This window comes from Sporosarcina siberiensis, from assembly GCF_042681925.1.
GTDB classification, from domain to species: domain Bacteria; phylum Bacillota; class Bacilli; order Bacillales_A; family Planococcaceae; genus Sporosarcina; species Sporosarcina siberiensis.
The window spans coordinates 130,765-152,727 of record NZ_JBHUGI010000002.1; the positions used below are offsets into that span (position 1 = coordinate 130,765).

15 protein-coding genes are annotated in these 21,963 nt (G+C 36.8%); 11 read left to right on the top strand and 4 right to left on the bottom strand.

Features of this window, described 5'->3' with window-relative positions:
• Positions 1 to 155 precede the first annotated feature (155 nt).
• A complete protein-coding gene (locus ACFSFY_RS00930) occupies positions 156 to 368 on the top strand; it encodes a hypothetical protein (protein WP_381535287.1) in 213 nt (70 codons plus the stop codon).
• Between the two features lie 641 nt (positions 369 to 1,009).
• Here ACFSFY_RS00930 and ACFSFY_RS00935 read toward each other — a convergent pair.
• Together ACFSFY_RS00935 and ACFSFY_RS00940 are read right to left on the bottom strand one after the other, a co-directional pair.
• Positions 1,010 to 2,131 carry a hypothetical protein gene (locus ACFSFY_RS00935; RefSeq protein ID WP_381535288.1) on the bottom strand — a complete coding sequence of 374 codons (1,122 nt, stop codon included), beginning with the start codon at positions 2,129 to 2,131 and terminating at the stop codon, positions 1,010 to 1,012.
• A 24-nt stretch (positions 2,132 to 2,155) separates the two neighbouring features.
• Positions 2,156 to 3,304, bottom strand: coding sequence for an SPFH domain-containing protein (locus tag ACFSFY_RS00940; protein WP_381535289.1), 1,149 nt, complete (start codon positions 3,302 to 3,304; stop codon positions 2,156 to 2,158).
• A gap of 178 nt (positions 3,305 to 3,482) precedes the next feature.
• On the opposite strand from ACFSFY_RS00940, the gene ACFSFY_RS00945 reads away from it, so the two are divergent.
• The 6 genes from ACFSFY_RS00945 (at position 3,483) to ACFSFY_RS00970 (ending at position 14,327) form a co-directional block, all read left to right on the top strand.
• Positions 3,483 to 4,427, top strand: a complete 945-nt coding sequence (locus ACFSFY_RS00945; protein ID WP_381535290.1) for an MBL fold metallo-hydrolase — start codon at positions 3,483 to 3,485, stop codon at positions 4,425 to 4,427.
• On the top strand, positions 4,414 to 5,166 hold the full coding sequence (locus ACFSFY_RS00950; RefSeq protein WP_381535291.1) for an SDR family NAD(P)-dependent oxidoreductase: 753 nt from the start codon (positions 4,414 to 4,416) through the stop codon (positions 5,164 to 5,166). Before ACFSFY_RS00945 ends, ACFSFY_RS00950 begins: the two co-directional genes overlap by 14 nt.
• Before the next feature lie 83 nt (positions 5,167 to 5,249).
• The gene (locus ACFSFY_RS00955) at positions 5,250 to 6,002 is read left to right on the top strand and encodes a DUF4097 family beta strand repeat-containing protein (protein ID WP_381535292.1); all 753 of its coding nucleotides are present in this window, start codon (positions 5,250 to 5,252) and stop codon (positions 6,000 to 6,002) included.
• Between the two features lie 217 nt (positions 6,003 to 6,219).
• Positions 6,220 to 9,480, top strand: coding sequence for an ATP-binding protein (locus ACFSFY_RS00960; protein ID WP_381535293.1), 3,261 nt, complete (start codon positions 6,220 to 6,222; stop codon positions 9,478 to 9,480).
• Between the two features lie 207 nt (positions 9,481 to 9,687).
• Positions 9,688 to 13,515: an AAA domain-containing protein gene (locus ACFSFY_RS00965; protein WP_381535294.1), complete on the top strand. Its 3,828-nt coding sequence runs from the start codon at positions 9,688 to 9,690 to the stop codon at positions 13,513 to 13,515.
• A gap of 17 nt (positions 13,516 to 13,532) precedes the next feature.
• Positions 13,533 to 14,327, top strand: coding sequence for a hypothetical protein (locus ACFSFY_RS00970; protein WP_381535295.1), 795 nt, complete (start codon positions 13,533 to 13,535; stop codon positions 14,325 to 14,327).
• Positions 14,328 to 14,342: 15 nt separating this feature from the next.
• On the opposite strand, the gene ACFSFY_RS00975 is transcribed toward ACFSFY_RS00970, so the two are convergent.
• Complete coding sequence (locus tag ACFSFY_RS00975; RefSeq protein WP_381535296.1) at positions 14,343 to 15,023, bottom strand: TetR/AcrR family transcriptional regulator; 681 nt, start codon at positions 15,021 to 15,023, stop codon at positions 14,343 to 14,345.
• Positions 15,024 to 15,278: 255 nt separating this feature from the next.
• Between ACFSFY_RS00975 and ACFSFY_RS00980 the strand changes: the two genes are divergently transcribed.
• The 4 genes from ACFSFY_RS00980 (at position 15,279) to ACFSFY_RS00995 (ending at position 20,484) form a co-directional block, all read left to right on the top strand.
• Entirely contained in the window at positions 15,279 to 16,781 is a 1,503-nt protein-coding gene (locus tag ACFSFY_RS00980) for a BCCT family transporter (RefSeq protein ID WP_381535297.1), read from the top strand.
• 59 nt (positions 16,782 to 16,840) lie between these two features.
• On the top strand, positions 16,841 to 18,886 hold the full coding sequence (locus ACFSFY_RS00985) for a CocE/NonD family hydrolase (protein ID WP_381535298.1): 2,046 nt from the start codon (positions 16,841 to 16,843) through the stop codon (positions 18,884 to 18,886).
• 33 nt (positions 18,887 to 18,919) lie between these two features.
• Positions 18,920 to 19,444 (top strand): DUF2179 domain-containing protein, encoded by a 525-nt coding sequence (locus tag ACFSFY_RS00990; protein ID WP_381535299.1) that lies wholly within the window; start codon positions 18,920 to 18,922, stop codon positions 19,442 to 19,444.
• 65 nt (positions 19,445 to 19,509) lie between these two features.
• Positions 19,510 to 20,484, top strand: a complete 975-nt coding sequence (locus tag ACFSFY_RS00995) for a proline dehydrogenase family protein (RefSeq protein WP_381535300.1) — start codon at positions 19,510 to 19,512, stop codon at positions 20,482 to 20,484.
• 93 nt (positions 20,485 to 20,577) lie between these two features.
• Here ACFSFY_RS00995 and ACFSFY_RS01000 read toward each other — a convergent pair whose 3' ends face one another.
• A complete protein-coding gene (locus ACFSFY_RS01000) occupies positions 20,578 to 21,795 on the bottom strand; it encodes an MFS transporter (protein WP_381535301.1) in 1,218 nt (405 codons plus the stop codon).
• Between the last annotated feature and the right edge of the window lie 168 nt (positions 21,796 to 21,963).

Consider the following 21,963-nt stretch of genomic DNA (forward strand, 5'->3'; position numbering starts at 1 on the left):
AAAAAGCTAACGCTTTATCTCGCAAAAGCCGTTCTTCGTAACGACTTTCGCTGATCCTCTCGGAGTCGACGCCTGCACTTCAAGCAACGGAGTGTAGTTATTATAAAGCACGTATTCAAGAATCGGGCCAGATTGTTTTAGGGGAGGTGTAGAAGTTGAGTGGAAACAAAATGAAAATAACTGTGTTATTAATAAGTATTTCTTTTATACTATCAATAACATTTTTTACGCTCTTTAAAGTCAACTCTAATCTTAAAGCAAACGAGCTTGAAATGGCTGAGTGTTTCGAAAAGGAAGCAGGTATAAGCCTTACAGTAGAGAGAAAAATCATTACTTCCAAAACTACTGTTTCTTGTGATGATAATTAATTTAATCTTTGAATCCATTCAGTAATAGCTCCATTATCTTTAAAAAAAGTTTTACAAGTGAAATTGGAAGTAGTAACTGGGGGAGTTCCGTTATCGGGCGCGATTGTGAAGTATCACACACCTAGTTGATTGGAGTGCAAGGCAGTCTAAATTCACGACGTCCTGTCGTAACGACTGCATGACCCCACCCCGTGCGGGCCCGCGGCTAAAACCTACTCTGGGATGATCAAGGAAGAATGAAATTCAAATCTTCCCGGGGACAGGTGAAACAACCAACGGGAGCAAAGCGAATGGGTTGGTCCACCGCCCTCCCTCCGGAACACGTCCGGCTGGAACGGAAATCAACGTGTGAAGAAATCTCCACTTGTGTGCGATTGCGGCATAAGAAGTTTGAAGGGGGCCTAATTAATTAGGTCTCCTTTGTTTATGTGTGAAACAATAAACAAAGTTTTAACCAAAAGAATGATGTATAGACAAGTCGGAGATATCTAATTCGTATGCGAATTAGATATCTTTTGGTTGTTTAATTGAGTTTTTGTATCAGTGAACTGAACGGGTTGGAAATAGAAGTCAGTATTTTTATAAAAAAAGCCCACTCCCTATACTAGAAAAGTTGGAGATTGGGCTTATCTTATTTTGAATTAGTTAAATTCCGAGAACAAGAAGATTATGCCTATTACTGCAATAATACTCACTATTAAAAAGAATATTTTAACTGCACTAATAGGTGATTTACCACTTACTTTACCCGTCTGTCCATTTACTAGAAATCGATAGACAGTATTGTTATAAAGGAAAGATGAAATCCATAAGGGCAGTAAAATATGTTTATATGTTGTTTCCTCATAATCCGTCTGTACGCTTACAATTTGAACGATATCGCCATATACTTGTGCTTGAATTCCACTGGAAATTCCGTTATCGATGATCGCTTTTGCATCATCCCAACCTTCTTTCAGATTAATAGAATACCTTTCAGCTAAAAAACCGGATAGATATTCCGTTTTATAATCCAGAAGTCCATTCATATGAAAAGGCTCGATCTTATCTATCAAACCACTGGCAACATTCTTAGAAGCTTTTACTAAAACATCATCAAAAAATTCACTATAGCGGCCATTTTCCATATGCCATCTGGTCTTTCGTACTTGTTCGGTCACTTGCCTCGTTTTTCCATCTTCATGAACAGTACGAGTTTCCATGACATAGTAATACGTTCCAACTCGCACAGTGAAGGTCGATTTCGTGTGCGAGTCAAATGTCCAGTAGGGAAGGTAAGTACCTGTTATTTTACTTAGTTGATAGGATTTTTTGAGCTTTGTAGGAGCAAAATATCTTTTTCGAATCCATACTTTGAACTTTTCAACAGCTTCCTCTTTTGATATTTGAAAAGGGACAACAAGAGCCGGTTTAATACCTGCGTGATGTTTGCTTATTGAAATATGTGAAGACCCGCAAAACGAGCAGAAGTCAGCAATTTTGTCTTTATCGAGAAGAGTTTCGGCACCACAGTTATCACATTTAAAAACACGTTTCTCGTCATCCCATCCGTGGTCTTCTTTTTCTAATGCTTTTAAAAAGTCATTTTCAATTGTATTCGCTGTTGTTCGTTCAATTTCTTTTTCATTTCCACAAAATGGGCATTTTAATGTACCGGTTTTCGGATCGAATATTGTATTTCCACCACATGAGAAGCATTGATTTACTTCGGTTGCTTCTATAGTACTCGTTTCATTGTCTTCATTGTTTTCTATTTCCGTCACGAGGTCACCTCTTTTGTAAACATATTACAAACTCTCTCCGCAATCCCCGCAGAACTTAGCATGTAAAGCATTCTTATGACCGCATTTTCCACATGTTTTTTCAGTTTCTTGTTTTGTGCCACACTCACCACAAAATTTCGCATCTTTATTAATTTCTGCCTGGCAATTAATGCAGGGGACTTTTTTGGTTTGTACAGATTTTCCACATTCTTTACAAAACTTTGCATCCGCTAAAATGAGTTCATTACAATGCGGACAATTTATTTTGTCCGATTGAGCATTTGTTGGATTTGGTGTGTTTGCTTGTTGGTTATTCCCAGTAAAAGCATTCGTCATCATACCTCCGAGGGCAGCACCTGCTCCAAGTCCGGCTCCAGCACCTGCAAGACCTCCGCCTTCGTTTCTTGCTGCTTCCCGTAATGCTTCAGCAGCTTGGAATTGCTGGTATTGGCCAAGATCTCCAATGACCCCCATAGAAGTCCTCTTATCCATCGCTTGCTCAACTTCAGCGGGTAAGGAAAGGTTCTCAATATATAGGGAAGTAATTGCAAACCCAAATTTACTAAATCGCTCTTCCATCTTTTCTTTTCCAAGTGTACTTAACTCGTCGTAATGCATAGCTAAATCTAGTGCAGGAATTTTCGACTCAGCAAATAAATCGGTCAGACCTGATAAAATCATTTTTTTCAATTGTTCTTCTATATTGCTTGTATCATAAGAAGCATTTGTACCAAATAGTTCTCTTAAGAAAACGGTTGGTTCAGATACACGGTATGAGTATATTCCATATCCCCGCAATCGAATAATACCAAAATCAGAGTCTCTCATCATAATAGGATTTGATGTACCCCATTTTTGATTAATGAACTGTTTTGTATTCACAAAATAAACTTCCGCTTTAAAAGGAGAGTTAAATCCGTGTTTCCAAGATTTCAATTTTGTTAGTATAGGCATGTTTTGAGTCCATAATAAATGTCTTCCAGGTCCAAACACATCTGCAATTTCACCTTCGTTAACGAATATCGCGACTTGGGATTCTCGTACTGTTAATTCTGCACCCATTTTGATCTCGTTCCCTTGAACAGGGAAACGATAAACCAGCGTATTTGTACTACTATCCGTCCATTCGATTACTTCAATAAATTGACTCTTGAAAAATCCAAATAAACCCATTGGAAATACCCCCTTATTTATATTATTCCTACTATAAAGTTAGTTGAAAACATACTAATATTATACCATAATGTCATTTAATTTATTATTAAAGAACGGGAACTAAAGATGACGTCCGTTTATTATAAAGGTACAATAGAATGAACAATCATTCATTTAGTAAAAAGGGGATTTTAAATTGATACATAAAATTGTCATTCCGACTCCTTTCGCAGTTGGAGATGTAAATGCTTTTCTAGTTAAAGGGGACGTACTATCCCTTGTTGATGCAGGACCAAAAACGCCTGAAGCTTATGAGGCACTGAAATATGGAATTAAAGCAGCGGGTTATAGACTGAAAGACATTGAGCAAGTAATACTTACACATCACCATCCGGATCACTCAGGTTGGATAGATGCTTTTGACAATGCGGTTGTTATTGGTCATGCATATAATGATTTTTGGCTGACACGTGATGAGGAATTTCTCCGTTATCATGATGCGTTTTATCTTCAATGCATGATTGAACAAGGAGTTCCTGAAAAGTATCTTTCGTGGGTTAAGCAAATGAAGAAATCTGCTGTTTTAATGGGCGAACGCCCTCTTGATGGAGTTATTGCGGAGGGAGATGCATTACCAGGGCATCCGAATTGGACGGTTCTTGAAACACTAGGACATGCACAAAGTCATCTCGCATTTTGGAATGAAAGAAAAGGTGCAATGATTGGCGGAGATCTTGTGCTCCAAAATGTTTCATCGAATCCACTTATTGAACCACCTATGGATTCGTTAAAAGAGCGTCCACAATCACTTTTAGAATACAATGAATCTCTTAAACGAGTGTTAGATCTACCAGTAGATATTATTTATTCTGGTCATGGGGAAGAAGTAAGGAATGTCCATGCACTTATAGAAAAACGTTTTCTAAAACAACAAGAAAGATCGATGAAAGTTCTCGCTATGTTGGAAAATGGACCACGAACAATTTTCGAGTTAACTACCGAACTTTTCCCAGCTGTATATGAAAAAGAACTCGGACTTACACTCTCAGAGACGATTGGGCAAACGGACTTTCTTGTTGACGAAGGGTACGCACGCGAGTATCGAAATGAAAATGGAATTTTATATTATGAAAAAGCATAAATCTATTCTAATAACAGGGGCTACGAGTGGAGTAGGATTTGCACTGGCAAAACGATTGCAATTAGAAGGCCATGAGGTTTGGGCAACGGGACGGTCAAAAGATAAACTACTAGAACTAGAATCACTTGGAATACGCACTGTTCAAGCCGATTTAACGAAACAAGAAGATATTACGATATTAATGAAGACTATAAAAACACCCGATTGTGTGATATTTTCTGCGGGGATAGGCACATTTCGATTAGCTCATGAAATTTCGGATGGAACCATGAATGCCATGATGAATATCAATGTACTGGCACCAATTCGCTTAACAAAACTTCTATTGCCCAAAATGTTGGAACGAAAGAGTGGTCAATTCGTATACCTTGGATCTCAGGCTGGGAAAGTTGCAACTCCTAAAGCTTCTGTTTACTCGGCGACGAAACACGCAATTATAGGCTACGCGAACGCGCTTCGTATGGAAGTAGCTCCGTTTAACATACGCGTCACTACAGTAAATCCTGGACCCATCGATACACCGTTTTTAAATCTTGCCGACAATACGGGCGCATATCGTGAGTCCCTTGGTAAGTATTTGCTCACAATTGATACAGTTGTCGATGCGGTTGTCCGAGTGATTGAGAAGCCAGTCCGAGAAGTGAACCTGCCATGGTATTTAGAAGTTACAAGTAAGTTGCATGCAATTGCTCCAACTTTGGTTGAACGTGTGGGTCGTCGGTTTTTCTTGAAAAAATAATAAGAATATGTTGTCCATCTATTTTAACCTCTAGTGATGAATAGACTTTATGAATACTACTAATTGGTTAAGGGGGTACATCATTGCAGAAGAACAACAACAACTCTCGTTTGATAGCTCTTCTGGTTGGCGTCGCTCTTATTTTATTATTCGTATGGATATTGCCTTTTAATAGCTCCAATAAGGACTACATAAAAACGATTTCTGCTGATTTTATTACAAACATTCACATCAACGCCAATCTAGGTGATATTCATATACTTCCAATTGAGGGCAATGAACTAACTGTTCGTATGGAAAGTGAAAGTAAAAAGAAAATAAAAGGGTATAAGCTATCTTTAAAAGAGAAAAATAATCGTGTAACAATTAATGCGAAAAAGAAATCTAAATTCGGGTTATCTGGAAAACTTCCATTTGATTTTAAACTTATAGTAGAAGTTCCTGTCAAACAGTATGATCTACTGAAAGTGAATTCGAATGTATCTACAATATATGTAGATTCAATTACAGCAAATAAATTCGAATTACAAACGAATGTTGGCCATATTCATTTAAATACAACGACAGGTTTTATCTATGCTGAAACAAATGTAGGGGATATCAATATGCAATTGAATACCATTTTAAATGATATAATTGCCGAAACACAAGTGGGGAATGTATCTGTTAAAATCGCGGAAGTACCAGCATCACTGCAAACAGATTTGAAAAACAGCATAGGTAATACTATGGAAAGTTTGCCGAATATGCAAAACGGTTCCATCGGTGTAGGTGGTCCAATTGTTAAACTCACTTCTGAGGTTGGAAATATAGAACTTACTCTAATGGACCATTAAAACTTTTGTTGGATTTCACATACTTCTAGAGGGGGAGCTTTTCGAGTAAATTCGAAAAGCTCCCCTTAAAATTATTTCGAAATCATCTGTGTTTCGATTGATAATTAAATATTTCGTTAATTATCAACTTTTAGTAATCTACTTAATATATAATAGAAGAAATATCCTTATTTAATTTTAATAAAAAATAATTAATAGTTATGAGGTGAACTTCATTATGTATAGAAGTTTGTTTAGAGCTGCCATTATTTTTTGTGTTTTAATTTTTTTAATACTATTGAGTGCTCCAAATGAGATGAAGGCCAATGGTGGAAAATCTTTAATATTGCGATCGATTTCCAGTAAGGAAAACCTATATCCGTCATTGTATATGCTTAACGACAGTAAGAAGCCGTTAACGATTGAAGACGTGGTTTCTGAAAAATATTCTGAACAATTTGTTCTTGCTGAAAATGTTGTACAAAGTCCTGGTTTTTCTCAAACATCAACATGGCTTCGTATTGATGTTGAGAACCAATCCAATCAAAGAGATTGGTTATTAGAGGTTGCCTATCATCTGATATATAAAATTGTCCTTTATTCCGAAGACGAATCTGGTTTGCACGAAGTTTATCATACAGGATCTGATTTTCCATTTAATCAACGTGAAATCATGCATAGAAACTTCGTTTTCAACTTGGAGATTGATCATAATCAGTCGAAAAGGTTCTATTTACTAGTTCATTCAGGTGGAGATTTGCATCCGCCAATCACCATTTGGAGTGGGCAATCATTTATTGAGAAGACTCAAGTTGAATTTATTCTTTTAGGGCTATTTTATGGAATGACTTCAGTTATGGTTTTGTATAATTTGTTTCTCTATTTTAGTTTACGTATTAAAAGCTATCTCTATTATGTTTTCGTAATTACTTTTACGATAATGGCAAATTTACAAAAAAACGGACTTGGCTTTCAATATTTGTGGCCTAATTCACCTGTATGGAATACTATGGCCAACCCGATATTCGTAAGCTTAACTTGTATTTTCATATTGTTGTTTGCTAAGAACTTTCTGGATACAAATCAATATTTCCCTAAATTTAAAATCTTATTTAATATTTTAATACCTTTGAATGTCCTAATCGTTCCCATTTTATTGATTTCTAATCATATCGCATTGAATATTATGGTGATAAGCACCACTTGCACATTTATCACAGTTTTAACTACTGCATTTATATGTTTAAAAGCCGGTGCGCGCCAAGCCCGTTTTTTTATTATTGGATGGTTCTTCTATTTAATAGGTATTTTAATTACCATTCTTGCGACTGCTACGGTGCTGCCGTTTAATGCGTTTACAGAATTTGCTGGGCAAAACGCAACTGGAATTGAAGTAGTACTACTATCATTAGCACTAGCAGATAAAATCAATATTATGCGTTTGGAAAAGGAAACAGCTGAGAGAGAAACAAAGATGAGTCAGGCATTGGTTTTAAAGAGTTTGGAAAAGGCAGACGAACATAAAGACGAATTTTTGGCGATAACATCGCACGAATTACGGACACCATTGTATGGAATGATTGGAATAGCTGAATCACTACGAGACGGTGTTGCAGGAGACTTATCGAACGAGATGAGCAACCAATTGTCAATGATTATTGCAAGTGGAAACCGATTGACCTATCTAGTGAATGATATATTGGATTACTCAAACTTAAAACACAAATCGTTACATATACATTTGAAGTCTGTTTATCTTGTTCGTATTGTGGATGTGGTATTTACGATTTGTAGTCCATTGGCAAACAACAAATTTGTGAAGCTAATCAATAAAGTGGACGACACTTTACCACCTGTATTGGCGGATATCAATCGTCTTCAACAAATATTGTATAATATTGTTGGAAATGCTATAAAATATTCCGATCATGGGGAAGTAGTTATTTCTGCTGAAAAATTAAATGATCGAATTAAAATCATCATTTCTGATACAGGAGTTGGTATTCCAGCAGATCAGCTAGAAGAAATATTTGAACCTTTTCAACAAATCGATCCTTCTATTTCTAGAAGTGTAAGCGGTTCAGGTATAGGCCTGAGTATTACAAAGCATTTGGTCGAATTACATGGTGGGCAAATTGAAGTCGCATCAAAAGTTGGAATAGGGTCTACCTTCAGTTTTACTCTACCGTTTCAAAAGGATGAACTGCATGTTCAAGAGGAAGCGATAGCGAGCGAAGCTTATTTTGATGAAGAGCCGGCTCCGTTTACTCCGAGCCTACAAGTTATGCAAAAAGAAATTACGATACTAGTTGTGGATGATGAACCAATCAATTTACAAGTACTCGTGAATCAACTTAGTTTAGAGGGGTATAGAGTAATCACGGCCACCGATGGTGAACAAGTACTTAGAATCGTTGAAGACCAAACAATTGACCTGCTCATCCTTGATATTATGATGCCTAAAATGTCGGGGTATGAGGTGTGCCAGCAATTACGAGAAACCTATACTTTGATGGAACTACCAATATTAATGTTGACTGCAAAAAGTCAAATTCGAGATAAAATTACATCTTTTGAAATTGGTGCAAATGATTATTTATCGAAACCTTGTGATAAGCAAGAACTTCTAGCTCGTGTAAAGACATTAGCTCAACTCAGAAGCATGAATGAAGAGTTATTGAACGTAAACCTTAAGTTAGAGAATAAAGTAAAAAATAGAACTGAGGCACTGGAAGTCGCAAATAATGACTTGAAGAGCAAGAATGATGATTTAATAATAATGGCGAAATCTCGTCGCGAATTATTGGCTAATATCGCACATGAGTTGGGAACACCTGTCACATTAATTCACAGCTATATGCAAGCACTTCATGGTGGTTTAGTACTGTCTGACGATTCCCATTTCCGCAATTTTGTATATGATAAAATTAATGTGCTGAATCGCTTAATTGATGATTTATTTGATTTATCCAAGCTTGAAGCAGGTCAAACGAGTCTGAATTTGGAGAAATTGAATTTGGACAGATGGCTGGAACAAATATACGATAAGTTTGAAGTCGATGTTTTACAATCTAAAAGGTTTTCCGAACGACCAAAAGATACGAAAATGTTTAAACGCTACTCTTGTTTAATTGATATTGAACGTATGGATCAAGTCTTTTCCAATTTAGTACGGAATGCCGTGAATCACACCTCTAAGAAGAATGGAAAAATTTCCATTCATGCTGAGTTGTTGGAATTTGAAAACAGGGTCGTTATTGAAGTCAGGGATAATGGCAGTGGAATAAGTAAGAAGAGTATACCTTTAATTTTCGGCAGGTTTTATAAAGAATTAGTACCTCTAAACGAAGAGAAAGAAAGAGGCACTGGATTAGGTTTGGCAATTGTAAATGAAATTGTTATTAGTCATAAGGGATCAATCAGTGTCGAAAGCGTCGTAAACGAAGGAAGTGTTTTTTTCATCTCTTTACCCATTCAGTCAAAAGGAAGATGGAAATGACAGTTTTAATAACATTCAAATTTCACGTTAACTAATATTTCAATTGACTTTGCATAATGCGATTCGAAGAGTACACTATAACTATAGAATATAAAATCAGAAGTCAGTCATCTGAAATGAGATGCTGGCTTTTAACTATTATAATGGGAAGTTGTGCTCATTGGCTGCCCATTTTTTCAAGTAAGGTTGTAGAAAGTGGGATTATGAATGAATCACGAAGTATCTACAAATAAAATAATGCCATGCAGCCTAAGTGTAACGGATACTGCTCGTAAAGGAATGATGAAAATTGCTCGAGATGAGCATTCATTTTTTGCGATCCAAAATGGTTTTAATGTATACATAGAAAAACGTCCTGAAAATCGAAACGGCAATATGTCCTTTAGAATCTTCTTTGACAATCAATCAAATGATGTTTTATCGAAACGAATAGAAGACAAAGTAGCTGTTATGGAATGTATTTATAAAAACGAAGGTTTTCTGGCAACGGGCTTTCATGTAAGAGGAAAAAGAGAAACGGTTCGCACAAACCGTCGGCTCTTCGCAAAGCTAAAGTTTCACTTAGGGAGGAATTCTAGTGTAACAATGCCGATGGACTTGTACACAAGTCTTCGTGAATTACCAATCGCTGAAGATCGTTCTGAATATGTAAAGAAACGAATTGCGAGTTGGGAAGGATATTTGCGTATTCAAGAAAAGAACGCTGATGTTGACGATATTACAACAGCGTTTTCGAACGTTCGTTATAATGATGATTTCAGTAAGTTGACGATTGTTTGCAAGAACTTGAAAACCAATGATTGGAAAACGATTCGAGGATTTAGTGCAAAGATGCAAGGGTCTTCGCACGACATTGGAAACGTGACAAATGTGAAAAAGTCGAAGCAAACTATAGAGATTGAACTGAGTCGTAAATACCAGGATCTTCTTAGACGAAATGAATGGCAGCCAAAAGCATTTAAAGAAATTGTCTTTAGTAATTTCGCTGAGCTTAGCCAAGTAAGAAGACTTAGGAAAGGATTCAAAGATTTAGAAGATGGTCTTGCAGCTAACGCGAATTTAGAGAGAATACTTTTCGAGGAACGACCAACTGTACGGATTTCTAAACCTAAAAAAGATCTTGTTTTCCATAATGAATTAAACACTTTCCAAAAGGAAGCAGTCACAGGCGCTATGACATCGAATGATTTGTATGTGATTCAGGGTCCTCCGGGTACTGGTAAAACAACAGTTATTTCTGAAATATGCCATCAAAATGTTAAAGCTGGACTACGCACTCTTGTAGCTTCTCAGGCAAACTTAGCTGTAGACAACGCTCTAGGTAGATTACTATCCCATCAAGACATACGGATCTTGCGGTACGGTCGAACGGAAAGTATTGAAGAAGAAGGAAAGAAATTTATCGAGGAAAATGTTGCTTTAAATTGGAAGAGTCAAACAATAGATGCTGTGAAAAATCAACTTGGGAATCATTTAAAAAAAGAACACCAGCTGAATATTAATCTGAATGAAAGTAAAGAGCAATTGCTTGTTTTAGAAACAGAACTAGCCACTCTTGACGAAAAAATAAGAGAAATAGATATCACAAAAAATGAATATCAAGCATACTCCGATAAAATTCAAAAATGCAATGAAAACTTAGTATTTACGCAAAGAGAACAAGAAGAGTTAGTAAACATTCATACAAAATTGAGCATAAACACAAATGAATTATGCTCTGAAATCACTAAAATAGAGAAACTTTTGCAAGCCGAAAACATAAGTTCAGAGAAAATCATGAAAATGGAAACATTAGAGAAAGAACTAGTTCTTTTAAAAAAGTATATAAGCCACTCTGAAACAATAGAGCTGATTAAACATGAAGAAGCTTCGCTCGAAAAACTTAAAAAAGATGTTGAATTAGAGCAAATGAAAATGAAGCGGATGCAAGAACTAGTTGCAGAAATTCAGTTGATCACTAAACTGAATAAATTAGAAAGAAGTTTGAATACCGCTGAAATAATTCTTCCTTTTGAATTGACACGAAAAATAACCACTCTTAATGAATTGATAAGTGTTCTAAAATCTACAGGAGTACAGGATACATATGCGGACTGGAAAACCTTAATAAATCGACTTGAGATTGCTATAGCGAAAATTGGTATTGTATTAAAAAAGAATGGTTTCATCAAACAACCAGTTAGAAACAAAGGGAATTCCAAACCGAGTACTGTGAAAGAAATCCACGTGCTTATTGATCGGGTTGGAGGTTTTTTAATTGATGATTCCGTGAAACAATTTCTTGAGTCGAGAAATTATTCCCCTGAAAAATATGAATATCTTGAAAAACTAAGTATAGCTCTTGAGGTATTAACACAGAAACTAAACTATTCACAAAGTAAAATTGGAAATGTCGAGAATTCAAAACATATGTACACAATGATTAAAAATGAAGTTACAGCATTTCTAGAACACTCTATATTTAAAATGAAAACAGATGTAAACGAGCATCAAATCGTTATAGAAGGCCATGAACTTGAACTCAGTACTCTTAAACAAAAAGCTTCCGCAGTTGGTTATGTTAAAGAAATGACGACAATTGCGTCTGCAATCGAAGAGTTGGCTCGAAAAGAGGAAATGCATTCTAATTATGTAACTGCTAAGAAAGCTCTTGAAGAACACTCACTTCATGTACAAAAGAAAAAGTTGGAAAACGAACAAGTACTTGTCCTACTAGCAGACAACACTTTGAAAATCCAAAATGTGAACGAAAAGCTGAAGGGAATACAGTTAGAAATGCTTGAACTGGAAGAAACTAGAACGGTTTTGGCTGATTTGTTAGAAGAGAACCCTGAAGAGCTTCGTGAAGAAGTGTCGGCTCGTTATTATAAACAATTGAATTCCATTGAAAAAATGCAAATGGAGAAAAAAAGATTCCCAGCGATGCAATCATTGCAACAAGAATGGTTGGATTTGCTTATGGAAGCAAATGCATATGATTTAGATGAAATACGCAAAATGTATGTGCGACACGCGAACGTAATCGGTACAACTTGTGTGGCTTCCGCAAGACGTGATTTCATGGAAGAGTATCCTACCTTTGATGTAGTCATTATCGACGAAGTATCAAAAGCAACACCACCAGAATTGCTTCTTCCGATGTTAAAAGGAAAAAAGATTATTCTAGTCGGAGATCATCACCAATTACCCCCGTTAGTTGGACAAGAAACACTTGAAGAGTTTCTTGTGGAAATTGACAGTCCTGAAGAGAAAAACGAGTTGAATAAGCTGCTAAAAGAATCTCTTTTCGAACGTCTTTTCAGAACACTGCCAAAGCAAAATAAAACGATGCTCGGGATTCAATACAGAATGCATGAAAGCATTATGCAGACGATAACACCTTTCTATGAGGAAGCCAATTATAGCTTAAAGTGCGGCTTAGCGGATTCAAATGTTTCGAGGGATCACTTACTCTCATCACGTTTTGTGAATAGAAAAAATCATGTTCTTTGGTTTGACATGCCAAATGAACCAAACTATTTTGAGGATAAAGTAAAAGGTGGTACAAGTCGGTTCAATCAATCTGAATTAATTATGATTAAAGAACTTCTGTTGGACTTAAATGAGGCTAGTGGCAAACTTAAAGTTGATGGCCTCATGAAGCCAAACGCTAAAAAAAGCATAGGTGTAATTAGCTTTTACGGAGAACAAGTAAAACGGATAAATCGATTAATAGATCAGGAATTGATGCCCGAGCATCTGCATTGTAGAACCGGCTCAGTGGACAAATTTCAAGGAATGGAAATGGATGTTATTATTTTAAGTTTTGTGCGTAACCATAGGGATAAGGGGGGGGATATTGGATTTGCGAAAGATTATAGAAGACTCAATGTCGCTTTATCACGCGCGCGGGAGCTGCTTATAATCGTAGGAAGTTCAGAAATGTTCACTTTGCGAGTCAAAGATGCTCATTCTAAAAAAATGTATGGAAGATTACTCGAGCATATTAAAAGCGAGAATGGCTTCAGAGATTCGAAAGGAAATATACGTATGTAAGTGGGGAAGTGTGAAAAATGGAAGATTTAAAAAGAAATCTTACACAGGAATTACTTCAAGATATCAATGTGAAAATCATGGACACTCTTTCATGGAGCTTGCCTGTTCATACAGTAATGGCTGAATACAAAACTGTGATGCGGACAAAAATGGATATTCTTATGAAAATGATGCTGATTACATTCAAAAAAGAGCAAATAGCTTCTATTGAAGAGATTGGTGCAATACTTCTCGTTGAACCGCTATTCATTGAAGATCTGGTTTCAAAAATGCAAAGTGCCCATCTAATTGAAAAAAAGAAAGACTTTTTCATGCTGACAAATGAAGGAATACAACAACTTGAATCGGGTATTTTTTCACATGAACCGGAAAAGGATTCTAAAAAAATGGTATATAGTCCATGTCATGAGTCTTTTTTAAAGGAAAACAACAATAGCGCTACTTATATTGAAGAAAAAATATATCGATATAGTAAAGAATTCGCTGATTGGAATGTCGTTTCGATTAAAGAGGATGTTTTACTGAACGCACTGAGATTAAGGGGTGCAGAAGCAACTGAAGAAAATAGTCAAGTAGTTATCACCGAAATTATAACAGTATCCCAAATACAGCGTGACCTTGTGCCTTGTATTGAATTGCGATTATACAATGAAGTGGAAGATGTTTTCTATGTGCGGGTTTGGAATACAATGTTGGGACACTGGGATGAAACAGTAGAAGCGGTATTAAATGAAAAAGAACTGAAAACGTGGAGGGAAAAGTATATAAAAGAAAATACACTCACTAATAAAACTCCGTCGCCTAAAAAATAGGCTGACGGAGTTTTATTAGTGTACAGAATTATTTGTTGTTTTTGCACTATCTACAAACTGTTTTATATACCGCATGATAAGAAGTTCTGCTTCTTCCAATTGATAGTCCAAACGGTTGTTTAAAATATTTGTGAGCATGCCTTGCCATATTAAAATTGTGATTTCATTCAGATCATCGATTTGGTTTTCATTAATTTGTCCTTCATTGGCCGCGGATTGCAAAATAGATTTACCTCGTTTGGTCATATTCCGTTCGATTAAAATAGGTTTCAAATCTTCAGGTATGTTAATTAGTTCCGCGGGATAAACTTCGTAATATCTTTTAATAAGTTCGTCTGGTTGATCGCCTAGGTCCATTATGAAAACCGCGTGGAAAATATCGGGTTTTTGGAGAGAGTGCTTGCAGAAGCATTCCCACGCAAGAATGTATTTATCTAAAGGAGTTTTCCCTTTGTCCATACATTTAGCGACATCTTCGGTATATCCTTTTAAAAGCTTCATAGATGCGAAAAAGACGAGATGAGATAATTCGGAAAAGTAATTATAAATTGTAGCACTATTATAGCCCGCACGATCAGCAACTTTTCGTATGGTTACATTTTTTATGCCTTCTTCATTTATAATTCCGACTGTAGCATCTATAAAATATTTCCACATACGACTCTTTTGAATTTTTTTATTGGTCAATGAAAACACTCCTTCAATTTAGAAAACTTATAATTCGATAAAAATTATTAACTTTAGATTGTTCTACATTTTTTAATGTGTTAGTATTATCAATATAATTAGTAATCATGATTACTAAACTAACACTGATTATAAAATAGCGCAACCGCGTAGATTCTTTTCAGGATAGTCTTTATGGGGTTATTAAAGGTGTTAATTAGGGAATAAATACATATGTGTTTTACATGTTTCTATTCCAAAAGTATTATCAAAAGGAGGGGTATAATGGAAAAAGTTCGAATTGATAAATTTGTATTTTGGGCGTCCATAGTCGTAGTAGTTGCTGCAACTGTCTTGTTGGTTTTAAATCAGGCCACCGCAGAGCCCTACTTAGATAAGATAATGACAGCAATTACTTATCAAATGGATTGGGCGTTTCAGTTTTTAACGATTGCACTGTTTGTAATACTTCTGTGGATTGCTTTTAGCCGCTATGGAAAAATTAAATTGGGAGAAGGTAAACCTGAATTTTCCACATTTAGTTGGGGCACGATGTTATTCACTGCAGGCATGGGTACAAGTATTATGTATTGGTCAATGTTAGAACCTATTTTTTATTTCATGGGTCCGCCTTTTGGGATTGAGGCTGATAGTAACGAAGCAGCAGAGTGGGCATTAACATATGGTCTATTTCATTGGGGAATATCAGCCTGGTCACTTTATGCCTTTCCAACAGTTGTCATTGCTTACTCGTTCTTTGTAAGGAAGCGTCCTTCGTTAAAATTAAGTACTGCACTCAGTGGCGCACTTGGTAAATATGCCGATGGATGGTTAGCTAAATTAATTGATGTGTTAGTTATATGGAGTTTGGTCGGAGGTCTTGGTACGTCACTTGGGTTAGGTGTTCCGATGGTTTCCGCTGTTGTAGGAAGCATTTTCGGTTTACAGCAATCCTTGATGCTCGATGCGATAATTGTTATTAGTATTACAATTATTTATTCCGGAAGTGCATATATGGGACTTCATAAAGGAATTAAGCGACTAAGTGATATGAACGTCTTTCTTGCATTAGCTTTGGCAATTTTCATCTTAATTGCAGGACCGACATTGTTTATATTGACGTACTTCTCCAATAGCTTTGGTTTGATGATTCAAAACTTCGCTTATATGAGTTTTTATACAGATCCAATTGGTAAGGGTGGATTTCCACAAGCTTGGACTGTTTTTTACTGGGCTTGGTTTGCAGCTACGGCTCCGTTTATGGGATTGTTTGTAGCGCGGATTTCAAAAGGACGAACACTACGCGAATTAATTACGCATATGTTGTTGTGGGGCTCAATTGGTGGTTGGATTTATTTTGCAGTGTTCGGTGGATATACGATGAATTTGCAATTGAATGATATTCTACCCGTAAAAGATATCTTAAATGAAAGCGGCGGTCCTGCAACGATTGCAGAAATATTAAAAACGTTGCCACTAAGCTATATTGTATTACCATTCTTTGTTTTTCTGGCAATTATCTTTTTGTCTACTTCGCTCGATTCTGCGACCTATATTCTCGCTGCAATCGCTACAAAGGAATTGAAAGAAGGACAGGAACCAGCAAGATGGCATCGTATGGTATGGGGTGCGATTTTGGCAACTCTTTCCATTACTCTACTATTCGTAGGAGGGTTACGGGTAATTCAAACTTCAGCCGTTATTGTTTCCGTACCGATTTTCATCATCTATATATTGTTAATCATTTCGTTCTTTAGATGGTTAAAACAAGATTTCCCGAAACAATAAAATAGATATAAGTTTTGTTGAATTTCAATAACTAAATAACTATTAATGGAGGTAATTATATGGTTTTCAATGTGCGTGAATCAAACAGATCAATTAAAACAAAGTTTCCAAGAGAGGTTCAAGAAATTGAACATGTTTGGATTCCGATGTCCGATGGGACTAGACTCTCTGCTCGTATTTGGCTGCCAGTAGATGCAGAAGAAAATCCAGTACCAGCTATTTTAGAATATCTTCCATATCGTAAAAATGATTTCACTGCACTCAGAGACTCGATTCGTCATCCTTATTTTGCGGGTCACGGCTATGCAAGTATTCGTGTAGACATGCGTGGATGCGGTGATTCAGACGGTATTTTGATGGATGAATATTTAAAGTTGGAGCACGATGATGGTCTTGAAGTATTATCTTGGATTGCCAAGCAACCGTGGTTTACCGGTGGAATTGGTATGATTGGAAAATCATGGGGCGGTTTTAACGGGCTACAAATTGCAGCACGTCGCCATCCGGAACTTAAAGCGATTATCACACTTATGTCTACGGACGACCGTTATGCAGATGACGTTCATTATAAAGGCGGAGCACTTCTTGCTTCTGATATGCTGTGGTGGGGTTCCACAATGTTTGCATACAACGGACGACCAGCAGATCCTGAAATTGTCGGAGATGCTTGGAGAAAGAGCTGGTTGGAGCGTTTAGATACACCACCATACGTTGAGGAATGGGTAAATCACCAACGTCGAGACGAATATTGGAAACACGGTTCTGTTGCAGAAAATTATGATGATGTTGATATTCCTGTCTATGCGGTAGGCGGTTGGGCTGATGGTTATACAAATGCAGTTCCTCGACTACTTGAGGGTTTAAAGGGTCCGCGTAAGGGATTGATTGGGCCTTGGGCACACGAATATCCAGAAGTGGCCGTTCCAGGTCCACAAATTGGATTTTTACAAGAATGCCTACGTTGGTGGGATCACTGGTTAAAAGACATTGATACAGGCATTATGGAAGAACCAATGCTTCGTGCTTGGGTAAATGACAGCGTCCCCCCTAAAACAGATTATGCAATACGTCCAGGTCATTGGGTTGCTGAAAATGAGTGGCCTCCTAAAGTAAATACACAAAAACAATATTATTTGAGCAACCATCAATTAAATGAAGAACCGGTTTCAGAAGAGGCGATTATCGTTTCGAGTATTCAAGAACATGGTCTTTATTCGGGTGTGTTTTGTCCATTTGGACAACCTGGGGATCTTCCTTCAGATCAGCGCATTGAAAATGGTTTGTCTGTAGTTTTCACTTCTGAACCTGTAGATGAGTCCGTAGCAATCCTTGGTTTTCCTGAATTCACGGTTGAAGTTGCATCAGACCAAAAAAATGCATTAATTGCAGTACGTCTTAATGATGTTGCGCCAGACGGTTCTTCAACTCGTGTCACATGGGGAGTGCTGAATCTAACACACCGCAATAGTCATGAGCATCCCGAGCATTTGGAACCTGGTGAAAAATATACGGTAACTGTACAAATGAATGCGATTGGTCATACTTTGCCCGCGGGACATTGTTGGCAATTGGCGGTTTCGCCAACATACTGGCCACATGCATGGCCGTCTCCTGTACCTGTTACATTGACAGTTTTTACAAATGAAAAAACGTTCCTTTCGTTACCAATCCGAGAAGAGAAAGCAATTGATCAAGAATTAAAACCGTTCCAGCATCCTGAAACAGCTGCTGTAATGGAAAGAGAGATATTACGTGAAGCGAACCGAACAAGGGAAATCAGGCATAATACAATTACAAATGTATGGACACTGGATGACTTTTCTGATGAAGGTGCGAGAATGCTGCCTTCTAATGGAGTAGAGTACGGCAGTACAAACCGTAATATCTATACAATTGAAGAAGGTAATCCATTGTCTGCAACAGTACAATGTGATTGGACATTGACATTGGGTCGTGGAGAATGGCAAACGAGTCTGGAAAGTGTCAGCATCATGACAGCTGATGAAAATCAGTTTTATCTCACAAATCATCTGATTGCATATGAAGGTGATAAAGAAGTATTCAACAAAGTGTGGAAAAAGGAAATACCGAGAGATTTTATTTAAAAAAACATAAAAAGAATCGAGTGAATTAGCCCCGTGTTCCCAGTGCTTCTAACGATTATTATTATAAACATTATTTATGTTTCATTATTCACATTACGTGTAATCCTTGTGATTAAAGGATATCGTGTAGTCGCTTCCTTTCTATCGATGGCCGAAGTGTTTGTCTATCTCATGGGATTGACAATTGTCTTGGATAACTTGGATAATCCTGTCAATATAGCGGCATATTGTTTAGGTTGGGGGATGGGAGTCTTTCTTGGAAGTAAAATCGAAGCGCGTTTAGCGCTAGGATATATCGTTTTTGATGTAGTCGTAGATTCATTGGAAATTGAAATACCGATGAAGATTCGGGAGCAAGGATACGGTGTCACATCCTGGGTAGCTGACGGAAAAGATGGTCAAAGACTGGTAATTAAAATATTAGCTAAGAGAAATTATGAGAAGAAGTTAAGAGATCTTGTTATCTCACTGTCTCCAAAGGCATTCATCATTTCCTACGAGCCGAACAAGATGAATGGCGGATTTTTACTTAAAAATCTTAACCCGGTGCAAAATTAGCTTTTCTATGCTGGAAGGTTTAAAATTAGTTGGTAACATTATAAAATGATTGTGAGGTAGTAAGCATGGCTTTATTAAAAGATTTATTTATAGGGTTATCTCAAAACCAAATCCTAAATAGTGCAGCTAAAAAGTATGGTTTAAAACTGGGTGCACAAAATGTTGTCGCTGGTACTAATGTAGAAGAAACAATTCAAAGCATTAAAGAATTGAATGCACATGGAATTTCTTGTACGGTCGATAATTTAGGTGAATTTGTTTTTGAAAAAGTGGAAGCAACTAAAGCTAAAGAACAGATTCTAGATGTAGTTGAAGCAATTCATACACATGAAGTGGATGCGCATATATCCTTAAAACCATCTCAATTAGGACTGGATATTGACTATGATTTCTGTTTAGAAAACTTGAGAGAAATCGTAGCTAAGGCAAGCAGTTATGATATTTTCATTAACTTCGATATGGAGGATTATGACCGTTTACAAGCTTCATTCGATCTTTTAGAAACACTTTCTGAAGAATATTCGAATATCGGTACTGTAATCCAAGCATATTTCTTTAGAGCGGAAGAGGACATCCAGAAATATAAAAACTACCGATTACGTATTGTTAAAGGGGCGTATAAAGAGTCCGAAGAATACGCTTATCAAAACAAGAAAGACATTGATAAGAACTATATTGAACTTATCGAATGGCATCTGTTAAACGGTAAATTCACATCTATTGCAACTCATGATCACGTGGTTATTAATCATGTCAAAGAATTTGTAAAAGTAAACAACATTTCAAATGATAAGTTTGAATTTCAAATGTTGTACGGTTTTAGAACAGATATGCAGCTGAGTTTAGCAAAAGAAGGGTACAATTTCTGTACATACGTTCCATTTGGTGACGACTGGTACGGATACTTCATGCGCCGTCTTGCTGAGAGACCGCAAAACTTAAATCTTGTTGTTAAACAAGTGTTCAATAAGAAAACAAACACGATTATTGGTCTTTCGGCAGCTGCCTTTTTGTTGGGGAGAATATCGAAGAAAAAGTAAGTTCTTAATAGATTAGAAAATACATCTCGAAACAAAAAAGTCTTGGCTCAAACGAAGATTCAGCATTCGTTTAAGTCAAGACTTTTTGTTTTTTCATATACTTAAAACTTTAGAGTAGCGTGCGTATTTTAGATAAACAACAAAAAAGAGTGCTGCACTGGAAAAGCGTAGACTTGAATTGATATACATTGCTGTTTCCACTCCGAATGATTCAAGCATCCAAATACCAATTTGCGGTGCGATGAAGGCTACTATTGCCAATAAGACATTATAGGTAGTAATGCAATATGTGCGTGAAGTTTCAGGAGACTGTTCAAGTAATAGGTTGAACAGCAGCAATACGACTCCTGCTAAGAAAAACCCCGAAGTTGCTTGCACAATTGTTATGTAATATAAGTTCGTTGAGAGTACTGTTAAAAAAGGTGTCGTTGCCATACCGAGTGCCGCCCACACAAATACGAGTACATTCGATTTACGTTCTGCCCATTTCTTCCAGAGAGGGAAACCGATGATTTGCATTAACATACTCCCAACCGAAAACATACTAATCCAAAAAATTGTTGCTCCAAGAACCCGTACATGATAAATATTGAAAATCCCCCACGCCATTTGCCAAGTGAAATTAAAGAAGAGTGCTCCAACTAAAAACCATACATAACGAGAGTTTTTAAAAATAGACCAATCCATCATTTTTTTCTTTTTTAGCTCATCGGTTTTTACCGTTTCGTCTTCTTGGTGTTTCATCAATAAGAATACTTCCACCAAACCAAAGCAAAATGCCGCTCCAAATAACAGTTGATAAGCAAAAACGTTTTCAGATGAATTCCTCATTACTATTCCAATGAATAAAGTCGATGCGAGACCAACCATTGTCAATAGTCGATTTCGATCACTAAAAAATGCGCCTCGCCTTGAATCAGGAATTAACCCACTAATAAGTGTTTGCCATCCAATATTTGCAACTGTATTTGGCATGCTCATCAAAGCAATAACTACGAGAAATGCCCAAGCCCGAAAAGGTCCAGTAGGCAAGTAAACGAGCGTAATAATTAGAAGAAACAGTAAACGTGCGAGTAAGACTGACAATGCGACAAGTTTCTTTTGTGCATAGGCTCTGTTTAACAGGATTGCAGCTGGAATTGTCATAAGTAGCGCCATAAGTGGAGGAAGCGAGCTGATTAATCCGACTTGATAGTTTGTCGCGCCTAGAATGGTAATTGCAAAGATAGGAAAAAAATTATTCGAGAAATTTAACGCAATGGTGGATGCCATTCCGTGTGAGATACTCACTCTTTCATTATAAGGACGCATAGAACCTCCACGCTTTATTATATTTTAGAATCTTTATAATAAATTATAAACTTGTATGTTGGGAATACAAGTCCTTTGGGAAACGAAACTTTTCGGTTTCCATATATCTGGATACTTACGGGGTATAATTTCCAATTGAATAAAAGTGGCTAAATATGCTATACTAGA

Coding starts and splice junctions, on each gene's coding strand:
- ACFSFY_RS00940 (WP_381535289.1), bottom strand. CDS start 3,304: ATGGGTTTATTTGGATTTTTCAAGAGTCAATTTATTGAAGTAATCGAA.
- ACFSFY_RS00950 (WP_381535291.1), top strand. CDS start 4,414: ATGAAAAAGCATAAATCTATTCTAATAACAGGGGCTACGAGTGGAGTA.
- ACFSFY_RS00960 (WP_381535293.1), top strand. CDS start 6,220: ATGTATAGAAGTTTGTTTAGAGCTGCCATTATTTTTTGTGTTTTAATT.
- ACFSFY_RS00965 (WP_381535294.1), top strand. CDS start 9,688: ATGAATCACGAAGTATCTACAAATAAAATAATGCCATGCAGCCTAAGT.
- ACFSFY_RS00970 (WP_381535295.1), top strand. CDS start 13,533: ATGGAAGATTTAAAAAGAAATCTTACACAGGAATTACTTCAAGATATC.
- ACFSFY_RS00980 (WP_381535297.1), top strand. CDS start 15,279: ATGGAAAAAGTTCGAATTGATAAATTTGTATTTTGGGCGTCCATAGTC.
- ACFSFY_RS00985 (WP_381535298.1), top strand. CDS start 16,841: ATGGTTTTCAATGTGCGTGAATCAAACAGATCAATTAAAACAAAGTTT.
- ACFSFY_RS00995 (WP_381535300.1), top strand. CDS start 19,510: ATGGCTTTATTAAAAGATTTATTTATAGGGTTATCTCAAAACCAAATC.
- ACFSFY_RS01000 (WP_381535301.1), bottom strand. CDS start 21,795: ATGCGTCCTTATAATGAAAGAGTGAGTATCTCACACGGAATGGCATCC.